The organism is Natronohydrobacter thiooxidans, assembly GCF_001884735.1.
Lineage (GTDB): Bacteria > Pseudomonadota > Alphaproteobacteria > Rhodobacterales > Rhodobacteraceae > Roseinatronobacter > Roseinatronobacter thiooxidans_A.
In genome coordinates, this window is record NZ_MJAP01000034.1 from 611,031 (window position 1) to 628,024 (window position 16,994).

At 62.6% G+C, this 16,994-nt stretch carries 16 protein-coding genes; 4 read left to right on the forward strand and 12 right to left on the reverse strand.

Going from position 1 to position 16,994, the window contains the following annotated elements:
• Positions 1 to 19: 19 nt before the first annotated feature.
• The 12 genes from BG457_RS17630 to guaA all read right to left on the reverse strand — a co-directional run bounded on the left by BG457_RS17630 (position 20) and on the right by guaA (position 12,744).
• A complete protein-coding gene (locus tag BG457_RS17630) occupies positions 20 to 1,441 on the reverse strand; it encodes a 1-acyl-sn-glycerol-3-phosphate acyltransferase (protein WP_071798989.1) in 1,422 nt (473 codons plus the stop codon).
• Positions 1,442 to 1,632: 191 nt separating this feature from the next.
• Complete coding sequence (ndk, locus tag BG457_RS17635) at positions 1,633 to 2,055, reverse strand: nucleoside-diphosphate kinase (RefSeq protein ID WP_071798991.1); 423 nt, start codon at positions 2,053 to 2,055, stop codon at positions 1,633 to 1,635.
• 84 nt (positions 2,056 to 2,139) lie between these two features.
• Positions 2,140 to 3,519 (reverse strand): 30S ribosomal protein S12 methylthiotransferase RimO, encoded by a 1,380-nt coding sequence (gene rimO / locus BG457_RS17640; RefSeq protein WP_071798993.1) that lies wholly within the window; start codon positions 3,517 to 3,519, stop codon positions 2,140 to 2,142.
• Between the two features lie 51 nt (positions 3,520 to 3,570).
• A complete protein-coding gene (locus tag BG457_RS17645) occupies positions 3,571 to 4,560 on the reverse strand; it encodes a class I SAM-dependent methyltransferase (RefSeq protein WP_071798994.1) in 990 nt (329 codons plus the stop codon).
• A 255-nt stretch (positions 4,561 to 4,815) separates the two neighbouring features.
• Positions 4,816 to 5,406, reverse strand: a complete 591-nt coding sequence (locus BG457_RS17650) for a nucleotidyltransferase family protein (RefSeq protein WP_071798996.1) — start codon at positions 5,404 to 5,406, stop codon at positions 4,816 to 4,818.
• 3 nt (positions 5,407 to 5,409) lie between these two features.
• A complete protein-coding gene (locus BG457_RS17655; RefSeq protein ID WP_071798998.1) occupies positions 5,410 to 6,714 on the reverse strand; it encodes a branched-chain amino acid ABC transporter permease in 1,305 nt (434 codons plus the stop codon).
• Positions 6,711 to 7,721, reverse strand: a complete 1,011-nt coding sequence (locus BG457_RS17660; protein ID WP_071799000.1) for a branched-chain amino acid ABC transporter permease — start codon at positions 7,719 to 7,721, stop codon at positions 6,711 to 6,713. The genes BG457_RS17655 and BG457_RS17660 overlap by 4 nt, the downstream gene beginning before the upstream one ends.
• A 5-nt stretch (positions 7,722 to 7,726) precedes the next feature.
• On the reverse strand, positions 7,727 to 8,437 hold the full coding sequence (locus BG457_RS17665; RefSeq protein ID WP_071799002.1) for an ABC transporter ATP-binding protein: 711 nt from the start codon (positions 8,435 to 8,437) through the stop codon (positions 7,727 to 7,729).
• A 3-nt stretch (positions 8,438 to 8,440) separates the two neighbouring features.
• On the reverse strand, positions 8,441 to 8,974 hold the full coding sequence (locus tag BG457_RS17670) for a hypothetical protein (protein ID WP_071799004.1): 534 nt from the start codon (positions 8,972 to 8,974) through the stop codon (positions 8,441 to 8,443).
• On the reverse strand, positions 8,967 to 9,758 hold the full coding sequence (locus BG457_RS17675; RefSeq protein ID WP_071799295.1) for an ABC transporter ATP-binding protein: 792 nt from the start codon (positions 9,756 to 9,758) through the stop codon (positions 8,967 to 8,969). Before BG457_RS17675 ends, BG457_RS17670 begins: the two co-directional genes overlap by 8 nt.
• 90 nt (positions 9,759 to 9,848) lie before the next feature.
• On the reverse strand, positions 9,849 to 11,030 hold the full coding sequence (locus BG457_RS17680; RefSeq protein WP_071799006.1) for an ABC transporter substrate-binding protein: 1,182 nt from the start codon (positions 11,028 to 11,030) through the stop codon (positions 9,849 to 9,851).
• Positions 11,031 to 11,187: 157 nt separating this feature from the next.
• On the reverse strand, positions 11,188 to 12,744 hold the full coding sequence (gene guaA, locus BG457_RS17685; protein WP_071799008.1) for a glutamine-hydrolyzing GMP synthase: 1,557 nt from the start codon (positions 12,742 to 12,744) through the stop codon (positions 11,188 to 11,190).
• Between the two features lie 232 nt (positions 12,745 to 12,976).
• On the opposite strand from guaA, the gene fabG reads away from it, so the two are divergent.
• The 4 genes from fabG (at position 12,977) to mltG (ending at position 16,772) form a co-directional block, all read left to right on the forward strand.
• Positions 12,977 to 13,714, forward strand: a complete 738-nt coding sequence (gene fabG, locus BG457_RS17690; protein ID WP_071799010.1) for a 3-oxoacyl-[acyl-carrier-protein] reductase — start codon at positions 12,977 to 12,979, stop codon at positions 13,712 to 13,714.
• 180 nt (positions 13,715 to 13,894) lie between these two features.
• On the forward strand, positions 13,895 to 14,128 hold the full coding sequence (locus BG457_RS17695; RefSeq protein ID WP_071480778.1) for an acyl carrier protein: 234 nt from the start codon (positions 13,895 to 13,897) through the stop codon (positions 14,126 to 14,128).
• 215 nt (positions 14,129 to 14,343) lie between these two features.
• On the forward strand, positions 14,344 to 15,609 hold the full coding sequence (gene fabF / locus BG457_RS17700) for a beta-ketoacyl-ACP synthase II (protein ID WP_071799013.1): 1,266 nt from the start codon (positions 14,344 to 14,346) through the stop codon (positions 15,607 to 15,609).
• Positions 15,606 to 16,772: an endolytic transglycosylase MltG gene (mltG, locus tag BG457_RS17705; RefSeq protein WP_071799015.1), complete on the forward strand. Its 1,167-nt coding sequence runs from the start codon at positions 15,606 to 15,608 to the stop codon at positions 16,770 to 16,772. The genes fabF and mltG overlap by 4 nt, the downstream gene beginning before the upstream one ends.
• The last annotated feature ends 222 nt before the right edge of the window (positions 16,773 to 16,994 follow it).

Consider the following 16,994-nt stretch of genomic DNA (forward strand, 5'->3'; position numbering starts at 1 on the left):
TTTATGTCTTGGGGCGCATTCAGCTTTCAGGGTCGTCAAGGCGTGTGGTTTCGGCAGGCGCGATCCCCGGCGGCGCATCACAGCGCTGCAGCACAGAGGCGGCGTAAAAGCCCAGAAGGTCTTCCTGACCGGGGGATATGTTGATCTTCTGGGGCCTGCGCTGGATCAGCCCGCGCTGTTCCAGCGCGGCAAGGCCGTCGGTTAAAACATTGTTATCCTGTCCATTCTCCAGATGCAGCCAAGCGTGCCGCGCGATGAGATCGGCTTTGAGCGCGGCGCAGGCGGTCTCCAGTTCCGCAGTGCTGGCGGTCCCGCCGGAGCGTACCAGCGCGGCAGCAACGAATGGCACCGGCAGGACCGGTACTGCGGCGCGGATGCGCTCCATCAGGGTTTCGGCTAAAGTTTCGGTGCTGGCATCGGGTTGTTGCGTCAGAAAGTCGCGCAGCGAGAGCGGCGCGCCGTAGCAGACCGCCGCGTAACCGAAAGGGATGAAACGGCGGCGGAATTTCTGCCACAGGATGCGCAGGCCATTGCCGATCACCACCCGGACACGGACGGGAAAACGGCGGATTCCCTTCATCCCGGCCTCGATCAGGATGCGGTCTTCAAGAATCCGGTCGTAATTCAGCGCGACCGGGACAAAGACCACATCGGCACTGTCCGAAATATTGTAGCCGCGCACGATATAATGCAGCAACCCGCGCTTGGCCGGGCCGACCATGCCATTGAGGCTGAGCCCGCCTTCGGGGAAAATTGCCTGTGTGGTGCCTTGCTGGATCGACATCTGCACATAACGCGCCAGAATCGCGCGATAGAGCGGGTTCGAATAGCGCCGCCGGATGAAATAGGCTCCCATCGCCCGGATCAGCGCCTTGAGCGGCCAGACCCGCGCCCATTCGCCCACCGCGTAGCTGAGGGCCGAATGGCTGGAGGCGAGCCAGGTGATCAGTACATAATCCATATTCGAGCGGTGATTCATCACGAAGACCACTGCCGCGCGGCTGTCGATCTGTGCCAGCGCAGGCGTGTCCGCGCCGCCGATTCGCACCTTGTAGAGCCCCTGGCTGACTCTCTGCGCCAGTTTGATCGCAAAACCGAAATAGGTCGCGGTCGAAAACCCCGGCACGATCTCGCGCGCATAGGAGCGGGCTTTCTCGAAGGCGACATTCGGCGGCACGCTTTCGGCGCTGGCATATTCGCGCACCGCTTCCATCACCTGCGGGTCGTAGATCAGGCGCGTGACCTGATCCTGCCTGCGCATGATCTTGAAGGGCTCGATGGGGCGTTGCAGCCTTGTGTTCAGCCGCTCGACCGCCCGTTCCATCCGCCGCCGGAAGAACCAGCGCACCGAGGGGAACAGGAAATGCGACGCGAAGGTGACTGTCGCAAAACCAAGGATCAGGACAAGTGCCCAATAGGGCAGTTCAACGGTCTGGAACATAAGGCTAATCTTGCAGGAAACTGACGCGGGGTAAATGGCTCATCAGCATCTCTGTGCCCGGATAGGGATGCACGAGGCGCGGTGCAAGCCGTTGAAATAGCGCAAGGCTTTCGCGGAGAGCGCCGGACATGAAAAAGCCCCGGACGCGCGGTCCGGGGCTTTCTCCTCATTCCCTCCAGAGGGTGCGCAGGTCAGCCGACCAGTTCCAGCCCGGAGAAGAAATATGCGATTTCCTGTGCAGCCGTTTCCGGTGCGTCCGATCCATGGACCGAGTTTTCGCCGACCGATTGCGCGAATTCGGCGCGGATCGTGCCGGGGGCCGCATCGGCGGGGTTGGTCGCGCCCATCACTTCGCGGTTCTTGGCGATTGCGCCTTCACCTTCGAGAACCTGCACGACAACCGGCGCGGAGGCCATGAATTCGCACAATTCGTCATAGAAGGGGCGCTCGGCATGAACCTCGTAGAACTTGCCCGCTTGTGCCTTGCTCAGGTGGATGCGCTTTTGCGCGACGATGCGCAGGCCCGCTTCCTCGAATTTGGCATTGATCTTGCCGGTCAGGTTGCGGTTGGTTGCATCGGGTTTGATGATAGACAGCGTGCGCTCGACGGCCATGTGATATTCTCCAGAAATACTGTCAGGGCAGGACTTGCCCAAGCCGCGCAGCCCTTAGCATGGCGGCGGGTCGGTGAAAAGACGTCACGCGACGACGATCTGCCCCCAGAGATCATATTCGCCCGCCTCATCGACCGTGACATTGACGATATCGCCCGGTGCCAGCCCCTCGGTCCCCTCGTCGATGAAGAGATTTCCGTCAATCTCGGGCGCATCGGCTTTGGTGCGGCAGGTGGCGATGCCATCAGTGTCGATCTCATCCACGATGACCTGCAGGGTTTGCCCCACTTTCGCGGCGAGTTTGGCCTCGGAAATCGCTTGCGCCTTTTCCATGAAGCGCGCCCAGCGCTCGGCCTTCACCTCATCGGGCACATGGTCGGGCAGGGCGTTCGAGCGCGCGCCTGCGACGTTTTCATATTGAAAACAGCCCACACGGTCGAGTTGCGCTTCATTCATCCAGTCCAGAAGGTGCTGGAATTCGGCCTCTGTCTCGCCGGGGAAGCCCACGATGAAGGTCGAGCGCAGGGTGATATCGGGGCAGATCGCGCGCCATTCCGCGATCCGCTCCAGCGTTTTTTCACCCGCTGCCGGACGGGCCATGCGGCGCAGGACATCGGGGTGGGAATGCTGGAAGGGGATGTCGAGATAGGGCAGCACCAGCCCGTCCGCCATCAGCGGGATCAGATCGCGCACATGGGGGTAGGGGTAGATGTAATGCAGCCGCACCCATGCGCCCAAGCTCCCCAGATCGCGCGTGAGATCGGTGATATGGGCGCGGTGGCCCCTGGCCTCGGCATGTTTGATATCGACGCCGTAAGCCGATGTGTCCTGAGAGATGACCAGCAATTCCTTCACCCCGGCACCGACCAGCTTTTCGGCCTCGCGCAGCACCGCATGGGCGGGGCGCGAGACCAGCCGCCCGCGCATATCGGGGATGATGCAGAATTTGCATTTGTGGTTACAGCCCTCGGAGATCTTGAGATAGCTGTAATGGCGCGGCGTCAGGCTGACCGATTGCGCGGGCATCAGGTCGATGAACGGGTCCGGGCTTGGCGGCACGGCCCCATGCACCGCATCCAGCACCTGCTCGTATTGATGCGGGCCCGTGACGGCCAGCACTTTGGGGTGCGCGCCGGTGATATAGTCGGGCTCTGCCCCCAGACAGCCGGTGACGATCACACGCCCATTCTCGGCCAGCGCCTCGCCAATCGCCTCAAGGCTTTCGGCCTTGGCGCTGTCGAGAAAGCCGCAGGTGTTGACGATCACCGCATCGGCGCCTGCGTAATCGGCGCTGATGCCGTAGCCTTCGGCGCGCAGGCGGGTCAGGATGCGTTCGCTATCCACCAGTGCCTTGGGGCAGCCAAGGCTGACCATGCCGATGGTCGGCTGGCCCGCGCGGGGGGTGTCGGACAGGCGCGCGCGGGGCGCAAGGTCGGGGCGGAGATCGGGCGGGTTTGTGCTCATGGGCGGCATATAGGCGTGTCGGGCGGTGCGGGAAACCCTATCTTTCGCCAATCAGGCGGGTTTCTCGGCAAGGATGAGATTGTAGGTGATGCTGGCCTCTGACCTGCCCGTGTTTGGCGTCGTCCCCTCTATGGCAAAGGGACCGGTCAGACCGGCTATCGCGTTGCCAAGCAGATATTTCGGCATCAGATAGCGCAGGGCAGCGTATTTCGGCGTGGTCAGGAGTTTGACTGCCCGCGCCTGATATTTGCGCATGCAGGCGATGCTGTCGCGGGTCAGGTCTTGACTGCGCAGCACCCGCAGGCCCGCGCGTTCAAGCGCAGCTTCCCAGTCGGCGCAGCGCCAGAACCCGCTGGTGACGGCCATGCTCACTTCGAACAGGCGCGAGGCGGTGATCACATCCTCGGGGGCGGCATCGAAATCCGGACGCCGGAAACCGTCATACATGACGAAGCGCCCACCGGGGACAAGTGCTGCAGCAATATGTCTTGCGGCCCTGTCGGGATCGCTCGCGTAGCACAATGTCTCGATCGCAAAAACGAGATCGACTCCATAAAGCGACTCGGGCACATCTTCATAGCTTGCCTGAGTGAAGCTGACATTGCTGCGCGCGCGGGCAGCTTTGCGGGCGGTTTTGACATGCTGCGGCAGCAGATCGAGGCCGGTAATTCGGACGTCCTGATGCATATCCGCCAAGCTCAGCGCATTGAAACCCATCCCGCTGCCCAGTTCGAGGATATTGCGTGCGCCGATCTGGCGGATCTGGTCGCTGACTTCGCGTATCTGGGTGAAATGGCCGTCAGGGTCGAAATGACCGTCGGGGTTGAGGGAGATATGCATACATCCGCGATGCGAATTCAGCCGCAGATATCCGTGTTTCGACTGCGCGTAATAGGGTTTGAGGATATCTCTGCCGGTATCTCGCAGGATGCGGTCGATGCCGAAATGCGTATCAATCAGCCGCAGCGCATGCGGCATCTCGATGCTGAATGGCGTTGTTTCAGCATGCGGGCGGGTCTGGTCCTGCTGTAGATGAGTCATAATTCGTCCTGTGAAACACAGGTCAGTAACAGGGTTTTCTGGTTGCTGCAATCTTGCTGCCCGGCGCTGGCGACAAGACCTGCAGTATTGCGCTGATCGGTGACAGTCTGCTCTGCCCCGTGCCACCCAAAGATGCCTTGCCACAAGCAGAGCATCCATGCTCGCAACTCGCGGGGCTACGTCCGCGGAAAGCCCCTGTCTGCACGATATCGCAGCCAAGTCATTCTGCCGTGTCAGACCAGTTGCAACACATGATCACCGCAGTCTTGCGCGCCAGTTTGCCCAATCTTCGGGCGTATCCAGATCATCAAGCGCGCGCGATCCCGGTAGTGGATGCCAGCGCGGTGGATGCGCCCGCAGCAAATTGCGCGCCCCGGTATCGCCCGACAGCCGCATTATTTCAGGAAACAGTGCACGGGGCAGAATGGTCGGATGGCCGGGGGTCAGGTGCGGATCACAGGCGCGCAGGGGCTGGTCGGGGTGGCGGGCCTGATCGGTGATCAGCGCGCGCATGTCCTGGGCGGTGATATCGGGCATATCGGGCAGGGCGATCATCAGGGCCGTGACAGTCAGCCCTGTCGCCCATCGCGCGCCTGTGCGCAACGAGGCGGCCATGCCCTCGGCCGCGTCGGTGACGGTCAGGCAGGTCAGGGGCAGCCCTGCCACCGCCTCTGCCCGTGCGCGATCGCCGGGGCGCAGGGTAACGGCAACATGCGGGCTGGCCACCAGCGCACGCTGCGCTATCACCCGCAAGACAGCCTCGCCCCCGACCGTTTCAAGCAGCTTGTCACCGCCGCGCATGCGGCGCGATGCTCCTGCAGAGGGCAGAAGGATCGCGCAGCTCATGGCTCAGCGCTCCGGGATCAGCCCGCGCGGCGCGAAGCGCAGCATCAACAGAAGTGCCACCCCCATGGTCAGCAGCCGCATATAGGCCGCCGAATCCAGCAAGTGCCGACGCAGGGCCGAGCTGTCCGCCATGCCTGATGTGATCAGATCCATGAACCAGCGTCCCGCCGGTTCGACCTGCACCCAGAGGAACCAGATGACAAAGGCACCCAGCACCGAGCCCCAGTTATTGCCCGACCCGCCCACGATCACCATCACCCAGATCAGGAAGGTGAAGCGCAGGGGTTCATAGCTGCCCGGCGTCAACTGGCCATCCATCGACACCATCATCGCGCCCGCCAAGCCGCAGACCGCCGAGCCCAGAACGAAGATCATCAGATGGCGGCGGGTGACATCCTTGCCCATGGCGCGGGCCGAGATTTCATTGTCGCGGATGGCGCGCATCATCCGGCCCCAGGGCGAGTTCAGGGCGCGTTCGGCCAGCCAGATCAGCAGGCCCAGAACCAGCGTGAAGAGGGCCGCATAGCCAAGGCCGGACAGGACCGAGGCGGTTTGTGACACGCTCCAGCCCAAGCTTTCGGCCAGCGACTGCACCCAGGGCAGGGGCTGCAATTCGATGGGCCGGGCGACCGGGCGTTCAATGCCGGTGACGTTATTGACGCCCCGCGCCAGCCAGCGTTCATGTTTCAGCACGGCGATCACGATCTCGGAAATCCCCAGCGTCGCGATGGCCAGATAATCCGAGCGCAGGCCCAGGCTGACCTTGCCCACCAGCCAGGCGACCCCGGCGGCGAAGACGGCCCCCACGGGCCAGGCCAGAATCACCGGCAGTCCTGCGCCACCCAGATACCCCTCGGAGGCCGGGTTCACCGCCTGCACCGCCTGTTTGGCCGGCGCAAAGACCTGACTGGTGATGAGCCAGCCCACGACCAGCACGGCGAAGATCGCGAGCCCGCGCAATTTGCTGGGGGCCATGCGTTTGTAGACCGCGACCGCGGCCAGGATCGTCGCGACGCCCAGCATCAGCCCCAGCAGGATACCAAGACCGCCTGCGGCCCATGCCTCGGGCACCGGCGGCTGCGCGATCAGCACCACGGCCAGGCCACCCACGGCGGTGAAACCCATGATCCCCACATTGAACAGGCCCGCATAGCCCCATTGCATGTTCACGCCCAGAGCCATGATGGCCGAAATCAGGCTCATGTTCAGGATCGTCACTGCAAGCTGCGGGCTCTGGAACATGGCGACCATCGCCAGCACCACCAGCATACCGGCGAAAAGACCCAGATCGCGCGCGGTCAGGCTCATAGCACTTTCCCCTTGAAGATACCGGTCGGGCGGAACAGGAGCACGATCACGAGGATCGCGAAGGTCACGGCGAATTTGTAATCCACCGGCAGAAGCTGCATCATCGCGCTTGGTTCCATCCCCTCGGGCGCGAGATAGGAGAAGACCCGCCGCCAGGCAAAGGTGATACCCATCTCCGCGAAAGCGACGACATAGGCCCCCACAATCGCCCCGATCGGCGAGCCGAGCCCGCCAAGGATGGCGGCGGCAAACATCGGCAGCAGAAGCTGGAAATAGTTGAAGGGGCGGAAGCCCTTGTCCAACCCGTAAAGCGTGCCCGCCAGCACCAAGAGGATCGCGGTGATCACCCATGTGATGCGCACCACACGTTCGGGATTGATGCCCGACAGCAGCGCCAAGTCCTCGTTATCGGAATAGGCGCGCATCGATTTGCCCGCGCGGGTACGGTTCAGGAACCAGAACAGCACCACCATGACCACAAGTGCGGTGACAATGGTGACCGCCTGCGCCGAGCGCAGCGCCATGCCCTCAGTCAGCCCGGTCCAGTCGCGGAACTCGCGCACCGTGAACAGGAAGCGCCCGCCATCTTCAAACCGCGTCTCGCCCACGCCCATGAACAGCCGCGTGATCCCGTTGGTCACGAACATCACGCCAAGGCTGGCCATCACGAAGATCATGGGCTTCGCTTTCACCTTGCGATAATAGCGATAGACCAGCCGGTCTGCGGCCAGCAGATAGGCGGCCAGAACCAGAATCCCGAAAGGAATCGCCAGAAGCGCGGTCGGCAACGGGTCTATGCTGATGCCCCGCGCCTGCAGGAACCATGTGCCGCCAATGACCGCGGCGGTCCCCAGCGCCATCGTGTCGCCATGGGCGAAATGGGCAAAACGCAGGATCGAGAAGATGAGCGTGATCCCCAGCGCGCCCAGCGCCAACTGGCTGCCATAGGCGAGCGCGGGGATGAGCATGAAATTCGAGACGCTGACCAGCGCGTTGAGCGGTTCCATCAGCCTTATCCCCCCAGAAACGATTTGCGCACATCCGGGTCGGCCAGAAGTGCCTGCCCGGTATCGGTGTAGCGATTGGCGCCTTGCACCAGCACATAGCCTTTGTCAGCGATTTCAAGGGCTTGCCTGGCGTTCTGTTCCACCATCAGGATGGAGATACCGGTGCGCGCGATCTCGATGATGCGGTCGAACAGCTCATCCATGACAATCGGGCTGACGCCTGCGGTCGGCTCGTCCAGCATCAGCACCGAGGGTTTGGTCATCAGCGCGCGGCCCACAGCGACCTGCTGGCGCTGCCCGCCCGACAACTCGCCCGCCGCCTGCTTGCGCTTGTCGCGCAGGATCGGGAACAGCTCGTAAATCTGCTCCATCGTCTCGCGGATATCATCGGTGCGGATAAAGGCCCCCATTTCGAGGTTCTCTTCCACGCTCATCGAGGGAAAGATATTGTTCGTCTGCGGGACAAACCCCATGCCCTTGGACACACGCGCCTGCGGAGTGAGCGCCGTGATATCCTCGCCATTGAGTCGCACCTGACCTTCGCGGATTTTCAGCATTCCGAAAACCGCTTTCATCGCCGTGGATTTGCCCGCGCCATTCGGCCCGACGATCACGGCGATCTGGCCCTTTTCGACGGCGATGGTGCAGCTATGCAGGATATCCGCGCCGCCATAGCCGCCGGTCATCATGTCGCCTATCAGGAAAGGCTCTGCCATCGCTTATTCCTCTATCAGGCTGAACAGACCCGCGATGCGGCGCAATTCCTGCGCCACATCCGCCGCGTCCTCGTTTTCGTCATCAAGCGAGACGAAAAGCCGCGCATCGCCCTGACCGGCGATCATGGAGACAAAGATCATCGGATCATCTTCGGGCAGGTCGATGCGGGTGGTCAGGGTCACGGCCTCCAGCGCGCCCGCAGTGAACGCGCCGCGATCCATGATCTCGGGCGCCTCAAGCCCCTCGTTGCGGGCCTGTTCCGCGACCAGTTCTGCCAGCGCTTCAAGTGCTGCATCGAGGGACGGGGCGGCGGCGATCTCCGCAGGGGGTTCCATCACCTCCAGCCAGTAGGGGGGCAGGTCGAAGGCCACGCCATTGCTGAAGGGAATCACTTCGGCATCGGCCCAGGCTGTATCCTCGGGGCAGAACTGAAAGCCACCAGGCAGGGGCGTGCAGGCCTCCGACGCGGCGAGCGCGGCGCTGCCCGACAGCGCGACAGCCAGTGCTGCAACGGACTGAAAAAAGCGTTCAGACATGGCCTTCCTCCTGCACAATCTTGTTCTTCAGCCCGGTTCCCAGATAGGCCTCGATCACCTGTTCATTGGCCTTGATCTCATCGAGCGTGCCTTCGGCCAGCACCTTGCCCTCGGCCATACAGATGACGGGGTTGCAGATACGGCCGATGAAATCCATGTCATGTTCGATCACGACGAATGTATATCCCTGTTCCTTGTTCAGCCGCACGATGGCATCGGCAATCGTATTCAGAAGCGTGCGGTTCACCCCCGCGCCGACCTCATCGAGGAACACGACCTTGGCATCGGTCATCATGGTGCGGCCAAGTTCCAGCAGTTTCTTCTGCCCGCCAGAGATCTGGCCTGCCTTCTCATCGGCGATATGGCTGATGGTCAGAAAATCCAGCACCTCATCGGCGCGGGCACGGATGCGGGCTTCTTCCTCGCGCACGCGCGCGCCATGGAACCAGGCCGACCACAGGTTTTCACCCGACTGGCCCGGCGGCACCATCATCAGGTTTTCGCGCACGGTCATGGAATGAAATTCATGCGCGATCTGAAAGGTGCGCAGCAGGCCTTTGGAGAACAACACATGCGGGGCCAGGCCGGTGATATCTTCGCCCTGCATCAGCACCCGGCCCGAGGTCGGTGGAAGAACGCCTGCGATCACATTGAAAAGTGTGGTTTTTCCGGCGCCGTTGGGGCCGATCAACCCGGTGATGGAGCCTTCCGCGATTTCAAGTGTCGCGCCATCCACCGCATGAAACCCGCCGAAATGCTTGTGCAGGTTCTCGACCCGGATCATCGCCATCTCTGCCCCTCGCCTGTGTGATATTCGAAAACGGCCCGGGGAAGTGCTCCCCGGGCCGGATGGACCCTTTCGGACCCGGAACGATCAGTGGAACTGCACCGTCACATATTCGCCGCCTTCGACGACATATTCACGGTAGCTGCCAGCCGCTTCGCCGGGGCCGACCAGTTCAACATTTGTCGCGCCGACATAGTTGACTTCGCCGCCATTGGCGAGAATCTCCAGACCGCGTGCCAGTTCGCCGGGCAGGATTTCCTCACCCGGAGCATTGGCCACATTCAGGATATTGGCCGCGATACCTGCGGGCGTTGCCTCGCCTGCGGCTTGTGCGGCCAGTGCCAGAAGGGCAGCGGCATCATAGCTTTCGCGCGTATAGCTGGACTGGCCCTGAACACCGGCTTCTTGTGCCATTTCGTGGAAGCGGTCAGCACCTTCGCCTTCGGCCCAGGGGATCGTGCCGATGGTGCCTTCAAGGGCTTCACCCACAGCCGAGATCATCTCATCGCCATACATGCCGTCGCCGATGAAGAAATTCTCGAAGGCGCCGAGTTCATAGGCAGTGCGCAGCATCGAGCCGCCACCATCAACATAGCCCAGAATCACCAGCGCATCGCCGCCTGCCGAAGCAAGCTGACCGACTTCGGCGGAGTAGTCGCCGCGCGCTTCTTCATGCGCCACTTTCGAGGTGATCGTGCCGCCCATGCCAAGGAAGGATTCCTCGAACGCATTGGCGAAGCCTGCACCATAGTCGTTATTGGTATAGGTCAGCGCAACCTCGCTGAAACCGCGCTCCATCACGATTCCTGCGAGAATCTCGCCCTGACGCGCATCAGAAGGCGAGGTGCGGAAGAACAGCCCGTTCGATTCTGTGGTAGTGAAGGCCGGCGAGGTCGCGGAGGGCGAGATCATCGGAATGCCCGCCGACATCGCCACGTTCTGCAGCACGGCCATGGTCACGCCCGAACAGTCTGCGCCCATGATCGCCACGACGCCATCGGAGGAGATCATCCGCTCTGCTGCAGCCTGAGCCGCGGAGGAATCGACGCAGGTCGAATCCGCGCGCACAGGCGTGATGGTGCTGCCGCCAAGGAACAGGCCGCTCTCGCTGACTTCGCGGAACGCCATTTCAGCGCCATCGGCCATATGCGGTGTGATCGATTCAATCGGGCCGGTGAAGCCCAGCAGAACCCCCATCTTCACCTCATCGGCAACGGCCATGCTTGCCGCGAACGCCAGCGCCGTGCTGGCGAGAAGCATCTTTTTCATCTGAAGTCTCCCATCGGTTTGTTATTCTTTTTGGCCCGCGCCAGAGGGCGCGCGCCCGGCGGATTTTCCACCTTATCCCATGCCTAGCATGACAGTTTTGCCCAGAAAAGATGTTTCCACACTGGCGGATGTTGACGCAAGGTCAGCCTGCGCGGCTTTACTCCAGCTCGATCGTCCCCGGTGGTTTCGAGGTGCAGTCATAAAACACCCGGTTGATGCCGCGCACTTCATTGATGATCCGCGTCGCGGTTTCGCCAAGGAAGTCATGGCTGAACGGGTAGTAATCCGCCGTCATCCCATCGACCGATGTGACCGCGCGCAGCGCCAGCGCGTAATCATAGGTCCGCCCGTCACCCATCACGCCCACGGTGCGCATGGGCAGAATCGCCGCGAAAGCCTGCCAGATTTCGTCATAGAGCCCGTGCTTGCGGATCTGGTCGATATAGACCGCATCGGCCTTGCGCAGGATATCGAGTTTCTCGCGGGTGATCTCGCCGGGGCAGCGGATCGCCAGTCCGGGGCCGGGGAAGGGGTGGCGGCCGATGAAGTGATCCGGCAGGCCCAACTCGCGGCCCAGAGTGCGCACTTCATCCTTGAACAACTCGCGCAACGGCTCAACGAGTTTCAGCCCCATCTTTTCGGGCAGGCCGCCGACATTATGGTGCGACTTGATGGTGACCGAAGGGCCGCCCGAGAAGCTGACCGATTCGATCACATCGGGGTAGAGCGTGCCCTGCGCCAGATATTCCGCGCCTTCGATCTCGCCCGCGTATTTCTGGAACACGTCAATGAACAATCTGCCGATGATCTTGCGCTTTGTTTCCGGATCGGAAACGCCCTCCAATTCGCCAAGGAAGAGGTCGGATTCATCGGCATGAATCAGCGGGATATTGTAATTGTCGCGGAACATCTTCACGACTTGCTCGGCCTCGTTCAGCCGCAGAAGCCCGTGATCGACGAAAACGCAGGTCAGTTGATCGCCGATTGCCTCATGGATCAGCACGGCGGCGACGGAGGAATCAACGCCGCCTGACAGGCCGCAGATCACCTTTTTGTCGCCCACCTGCGCACGGATTTTCGTAATCGCTTCCTCGCGGTAACTGGCCATCGACCAGTCACCGGTGAAGCCCGCAAGCTTCACGAAATTCTTGTAGAGATCCGCGCCGCGCGGCGTGTGATGCACTTCGGGATGAAACTGCACGGCAAAGAAATTGCGTGCCACATCTGCCGTGATCGCAAAGGGCGCGCCGGGCGAAGTGCCATAGACTTCGAAACCGGGTGCGATGCGGCTGACATGATCGCCATGGCTCATCCAGACCTGTTCGGGGCCATCTGTGAACCAGCCTTCAAGCAGTGGCAGGGGGCTGCCCGAGGGCGTGACCTTCGCGCGGCCGAATTCCGCCGTGCCATGGCCGGTTTCGACCAGACCGCCCAGTTCCTGCATCATCACCTGCTGGCCATAGCAGATGCCCAGGATCGGCACGCCAAGGGTAAAGGCCGATGCGGGCGGGCGGGGCGATCCCGCGCGCGTGACTGAATCCGGCCCGCCCGAGAAGATGATCGCCCTGGGCTGGAAAGCCGCAAGAAAGGCATCATCCACATTCTGGTAGGGATGGATTTCGCAATAGACATTCAGCTCGCGCAGGCGCCGCGCAATAAGCTGCGTAACCTGCGAGCCGAAATCGATGATCAGAAGGCGGTCATGTGTGCTCATGCGTCACCTCTTAGGCGAGGGGCCAGCGCCTCGCAAGAGGATCAGCGCGTCGGCGGCAGGATTTGCAGATCGGCCACATTCGCCCCGGTGCCGCCCGCGACCAGCAGGCCTCCTGGCAACGCCGGGGTGCGGTTGCCGCGCGGTCCGAACTTCCTCATGGTATCAGCGCGCCCTGATTGCTATAGAGCGCTGCGTATCACGCCCCAATGTCAAGATTTGCGAAAGGAAAGCCATGTTCGACCTGACCGGAAAATCCGCCCTGATCACAGGCGCATCAGGCGGCATAGGTGCAGCCATCGCCCGCGCGCTGCATGGTGCAGGCGCGACGGTCGCGCTCTCGGGCACGCGCGAGGCGCCGTTGCAGGCGCTCGCGGCCGAGCTTGGCGCGCGCGCGCATGTGCTGCCCTGCAACCTGTCGGACCCGGCTTCGGTCGAAGCCCTGCCCAAAGCCGCGATCGAGGCGATGGGCAGTCTGGATATTCTGGTCAATAATGCCGGCATCACTCGCGACACACTGATGATGCGCATGTCGGATGATCAATGGGCCGATGTGCTGGACGTGAACCTGACCGCCGCAATGCGGCTGATGCGTGGCTCTCTGCGCGGCATGATGAAAGCGCGCTGGGGGCGGATCGTGAATATTTCTTCCGTGGTGGGGGCGACCGGCAATCCCGGGCAGGCGAATTATGTTGCCGCGAAAGCCGGGCTTGTGGGCCTGTCGAAAGCGCTTGCGCAGGAGGTGGCCTCGCGCGGGATCACGGTGAACTGCGTGGCGCCGGGTTTCATCGCCACGCCCATGACCGAAGTGCTGACGGAGGCACAGCAGGAGGCGATCAATCAGCGCATTCCTGCAGGCCGCATGGGCACGCCCGAAGAGATCGCGGCGGGCGTCCTCTATCTGGCCAGCGCCGAGGCCAGCTATGTGACCGGGGCGGTGCTGCATATCAATGGCGGTATGGCGATGGTCTGAGACGCGGAATCATTTGTGCCATCCGTGCGCTGTGCTATAGCAATGCCAGCCTCGACATGGGCCCGCAGGGCACTTGACCTGCGTGATCATTGCGCTTAATGGGGCGCGCAGACTGCCGTTGCCCCGTGTGACGGATGAGGGACATCAGGCCGCAGAGCGGCGAAACCTAAGGGGAAGAACATGAGCGATATCGCTGATCGCGTGAAGAAAATCGTCGTCGAGCATCTGGGCGTCGACGAAGGCAAGATCACCGAGGGCGCGTCCTTCATCGACGATCTGGGCGCAGACAGCCTTGATACGGTTGAGCTGGTCATGGCTTTCGAGGAAGAATTCGGCATCGAGATCCCCGATGATGCGGCCGAGAACATCCAGACCTTTGGCGATGCTGTGAAATTCATCTCCGAAGCTGCCTGATCCTCGCATCCTGCTGCGGATTTTGAAGCGCCATCCCGACGGGGTGGCGTTTTCTTGTTGTGACCCCGACGCATGCAGGGGTGCGGCGAGGGGCGCAGGGCGGGCTGGTTTTTCAGCGATAGCCCGCCACAGGGCGAGGCTCCGCTCTTCCCCCGACGCACGAAACCCGTTATCAGATCGCCAGAATTCCGAGGCTGTTTCAGGAGAATGTCGCGATGCGGAGAGTTGTCATCACCGGGCTTGGCATGGTCACACCTCTGGCCTGTGGCGTGGAGGCGACATGGGAGCGGCTGCTGGCAGGCCAATCCGGTGCCGGTCCGATTACGCGCTTTGATGCAAGCCGCGTCACGACCACCTATGCCTGCGAAATCCCGCGCGGCGACGGGTCGGACGGGACGTTCAATCCCGATGACTGGATGGAACCGAAAGAGGCCCGCAAGGTCGATGAATTCATCCTCTACGGCATGGCCGCTGCGGAACAGGCCGTGCGCGATGCGGGCTGGATGCCGGAAGATGAGAAAAGCCGCCAGCGCACCGGGGTCATGATCGGCTCGGGGATTGGCGGGTTGTCGGCCATTGCCGATACGGCTGTGCTGCTGAATGAACGCGGGCCGCGGCGCGTGTCGCCCTTCTTCATCCCCTCGGCGCTGATCAATCTCGTTTCCGGGCAGGTCTCGATCCGCTTCGGCTTCAAGGGGCCGAACCACTCGGTTGTCACCGCCTGCTCGACCGGGGCCCATGCCATTGGCGACGCGGCGCGGCTGATCCAGTGGGGTGATGCGGATGTGATGATCGCGGGTGGCGCGGAAAGCCCGATTTCCGAGATCGGGATTGCAGGTTTCAATGCCTGCAAGGCGCTTTCGACCAAACGCGCCGATGACCCCCAGGCGGCGTCGCGCCCCTATGACGCGGATCGCGACGGGTTTGTCATGGGCGAGGGCGCGGGCGTGGTCGTTTTGGAAGAATACGAGCATGCCAAAGCGCGCGGCGCGAAAATCTATGCCGAAGTGCTGGGCTATGGCATGTCGGGCGATGCCTATCACATCACGGCGCCGTCGGAAGATGGCGATGGCGCATTGCGCTCGATGAAAGCGGCGGTCGCGCGGGCGGGCATTGATCCCTCGCAGATCGACTATATCAACGCGCATGGCACCTCGACCATGGCCGATGTGATCGAACTGGCAGCGGTGGAAAAGCTGCTGGGCGCGGGGGCGGCGACGGCCACCATGTCCTCGACGAAATCCGCCATCGGCCATCTGCTGGGCGCGGCCGGCGCGGTCGAGGCGATTTTCTGCGTGCTCGCGATCCGTGATCAGGTGGCGCCGCCGACGCTCAATCTGGACAACCCGGCGGTGGAGACACCGCTTGACCTCGCGCCCAAGGCGGCGCGCAAGCGTGACATTTCCATCGCGTTGTCGAACAGCTTCGGCTTTGGCGGCACCAATGCCAGCCTGATCCTTGGCAAGGTGGCCGAGGCATGATCCGGCATTTCGTTGCCAATATTCTGACCCTGATGATCGTGGGGCTGATCGCGCTTGCCGTGGTGATTTCCTCGGGCAAGCGCAGCTTCTATGCCGAAGGCCCGCTGGAGCAGCCGATCTGTTTCCGCGTGGCGCCGGGATCTTCGCTGCGCATGGTTTCGACCGGGCTTGCCGAACAGGGGGCCATCGCCTCGGAACCGGTGTTTCGCATTGGCGCGCAATATACGGATCGCGCAGGTGCGCTGCGCTTTGGCTCCTACCTGATCCCGGAACAGGCTTCGATGGATGAGATCATGGACCTGCTCACGCGCGGCGGGGCCTCGACCTGCGGTTCCGAGATCCAGTACCGGATCGGGGTCACGCGGATTGACACGCTGGTGCGCGAACTGGACCCGGCCACGCAGCGCTTCGAGACCATGGTGCAATTCGCCAGCGACGAGGAACCGCCCGAGGAGTATGCCCGTTTCGCCGAACAGTCCGATATCCAGTATCGGATCACTGTGGCCGAAGGGGCGACCAGCTGGCAGGTCTGGGAAGGGCTGCGGCTGGCCGAATTCCTGACCGGAGAGGTGGGCGATGTGCCACGCGAGGGCTGGCTTGCGCCGGACAGCTATGCCGTTGCGCGCGGGGCGGATCGCGAGGCGCTGCTGACCGAGATGGAATCGCGCCAGACCCGGATTCTGGCAGAGCTTTGGGAAACCCGTGCCGAGGGCCTGCCCTATGAGACGATGGAGGAGGCGCTGATCATGGCCTCGATCGTCGAGAAGGAAACCGGTGTGGCCGATGAGCGGCGGCAGGTGGCCAGTGTGTTCGTCAACCGTCTGGGCATCCCGATGCGGCTGCAGACCGACCCGACCGTGATCTATGGAATCACGCTCGGGCAGGGCACGCTGGGCCGGGGGCTGCGGCGCTCGGAGCTTGATGCGGTGACGCCTTACAACACCTACCGGATCGACGGGCTGCCGCCCACGCCGATTGCCAATCCCGGCCGCGCCGCGATTGCGGCGGCACTGGACCCCGATGACACGCCTTATCTGTATTTCGTGGCGGACGGGACCGGCGGGCATACTTTCTCGAGCAACCTGCAGGACCACAACCGCGCTGTGGCCCGCTGGCGCGAGATCGAGGCGCAGCAAGGGCGCGAGCAGGGTCAGGCGAACTGAACCCGATTGGGACGGATTGGGCATGACCACTGCGTCGGGGGGCGCAGTGGTCATGCCCTGATCACCCGCGTCCGGGCGTCCCGCTGAATTGCGTCAGCCTTCTCGCGAACTGTCGGCTGGCAGAGACTTCTGGTTTTCGTCATCTCGCTGACCCAAGCGGCCTGCGCCCGGAGCGGCGGATTGTATGGTTCTTGGCGCAGCAGGTGTTTTCCAAGCTGGGCA